The 2,365-nt window shown below is 42.2% G+C and carries 3 protein-coding genes; all 3 read right to left on the bottom strand.

Annotated features, from left to right (window positions below; all coding sequences use genetic code 11):
• Window positions 1-96 precede the first annotated feature (96 nt).
• The 3 genes from QVP90_RS00920 to QVP90_RS00910 are packed head-to-tail and all read right to left on the bottom strand — an operon-like array spanning window position 97 to window position 1,886.
• Window positions 97-1,023, bottom strand: coding sequence for an N-acetylmuramoyl-L-alanine amidase (locus QVP90_RS00920; protein WP_021935441.1), 927 nt, complete (start codon window positions 1,021-1,023; stop codon window positions 97-99).
• A gap of 23 nt (window positions 1,024-1,046) precedes the next feature.
• Window positions 1,047-1,397, bottom strand: coding sequence for a hypothetical protein (locus QVP90_RS00915; RefSeq protein WP_007482533.1), 351 nt, complete (start codon window positions 1,395-1,397; stop codon window positions 1,047-1,049).
• Between the two features lie 9 nt (window positions 1,398-1,406).
• On the bottom strand, window positions 1,407-1,886 hold the full coding sequence (locus QVP90_RS00910; RefSeq protein ID WP_021935440.1) for an HU family DNA-binding protein: 480 nt from the start codon (window positions 1,884-1,886) through the stop codon (window positions 1,407-1,409).
• Window positions 1,887-2,365 lie beyond the last annotated feature (479 nt).

Raw genomic sequence — 2,365 nt, 5'->3', positions numbered from 1 at the left:
TCCGTTTCAAAAGCGATGCAAAGGTACAGCTTATTTTGAGACTGCCAAAACTTTTGATGATTATTTTTTCACTTTTTTATCCACAAAGACAAAAACTCACTGATTATCAACAATAAAAATCTTTCTAAAAAATAAGATACATACTACACAAATTCCAGCCAACAATCCCAGTTTCCCCCATCCTCCTCTTTTTTTCTCCTGCTTATCCACCCGATCCTCCGTTTTCACCCGTACATACTCCGCCACCTGCAATGAATCGGTTTTCATAACAGCACCATCAAATTTCTCCTCTTGCAATCTCTTTCCATCCCTGTCTACAGTTCTTTTTGTTACAGAAAGCAGCTTCTTTCGTGGTGATACTCTTTCCTTAAGTCCAACCATTTCCGCAGTATCCTCTGTCCACACAAAAATCGTTTCCTCCACATGTTCATTCATCCTTTCCTGCATTTTCCGCAATCTCTTTTGTATACCGGAAAATTTCTCAGTTCCGGTCTCCAACACAGCGGCATCTATTTCCGTACGATGACTTTCCATACACTCGGTAGTCCCGCAGGCCCAAAAGAAAAGCGAAAGACTCCAGACCATCAACCATTTTTTCACATCAAAACAGGGGCAGAACTTTATAAACTCACCCGGTTCTATAATCCCATTCCCATTCAAATCCGGCGAAGTATCCCGGTGGCCCATCACCGTCACAATCCGATACCGCAACTTCAACTCTTCCACAAGCCCCTTCATCGATTTTTTCTGCTCATCCGTCCGTGTATCGGCAGGATTCCCGTTCGTATCCAGTCCTCCGATATAGCAAATGCCTATACTCCGCCCGTTCCATCCCAAGCAATGCGCACCCGCCACTTCCACCTCTCTCCCCTTTTCCACGGTTCCATCCAGCCGGACTACATAATGATAACCTATCCCGTTCATCCCCCGGGCACGATGCCAACGGTCTATATCCGCAACACTAAAATCCATTCCGGCTTTCGTAGCCGAACAATGTATAATCACAGAATCGATCTTTCTCATAACCATAAATCCTTTCTTTCAAATCAATAATCCGATGGAGGAATACGTTTCACACATCCTCTTATATCACACTTTTTTATTTCCGATTCTTTCTGTATCAACTCTACTTCATGACAGCGAATCATCCAACTGATCTTCTCCTCCTGTTCCTTCCGCAACTCCGCATAAAGTCCGTTGATTTTCTCTTCACGCTGTTCCAGGCGCTCCTCAAACCAGTCCACCGTTTTCCTGCGGTTCTCTGCTTCCATACTATTTATCGATGCCTCCTCCTTCCGGACATCCATCTTACGGAAAGTCACAAACCGCACCAGCCACTTAATGGCCTCCAACCCGCCAAGGGCAGTGATGAAGGCCATAATTGTAGTCAGTTGCATCTATCTGCGTTATGCAGCCGGGTCTTCCCCTTCCCCGTCGCCACCGGAAGGAGCATCGGTGCCTTCATCGTTCAGTCTATCCAGATCTTTAAACATCAGTCCATCCGTACGAGTAGACGATGCGCCCGCATTAAGACGTATATCCTTGTTTGCACGAAAACAGATGCGCAATCCGGTAATGTCACTTGCTGTAAAATCTTCCGCCTTATCCGTCCCTTTACTTTGTGCCGACAGATAGAAATAACCTATTCCGTCAATATTTACCGAGCGTCCTCCTAAAAGAATTTTACGCATCAATGTCCGAAAGTCTTTCAGTACACTGATTGTCTCACCTTCACTCACACCAGAGTTTCCACTGATTTCCTGTGCCACCTCTTTCAGAGTTGCCGGAGTGTCATACTTATACGAAATAATAGGATACGTTCTTTTAACTGAATCTTGATTTGTCGGATCACTCAACCGTGAAACTTTTTTAAATCTAATTGCCATAATTTTCTTTTTTGTTAAATAAATACTAATGATTATTACCTTGCTAACGTTAACATTGCAAAGGTGCGACATTCCCATCAGAGGCAAAAAGACAAGTTACAGCATCGTCTTGATACGATTTAGCATGTAAAAGAGACAATTACAGGACAAGCAAAGGAGAAAGGGAAGGTAATAAAGGAAATCTTTCCATATTTCCGGACGAGTATCACCCAAAATTGTACCATAGAGATATAATAACAAGAAAGCCGGAACTGCATACTAACAGCTCCGGCCTTTTTTCCTGATTTATATAACACTTATTCAATTAACGCTTCACTCATAAATATACAGGATTATTCCCATTTTAATAACGGATATGAAAAATAAATCTTTCATATAAAATAGAATACCAATATGACTCTTAAGATTTCAAAAATCAAAGATAGCCAAACTCCTCCATAAAGCAGAGAAATTTGGCTATTGATAGCTACATTTGAGAT

The organism is Bacteroides sp. CAG:189 (genome assembly GCF_000432295.1).
GTDB lineage: Bacteria > Bacteroidota > Bacteroidia > Bacteroidales > Bacteroidaceae > Bacteroides > Bacteroides salyersiae.
This window is presented reverse-complemented; position numbering and strand designations above follow the sequence as displayed.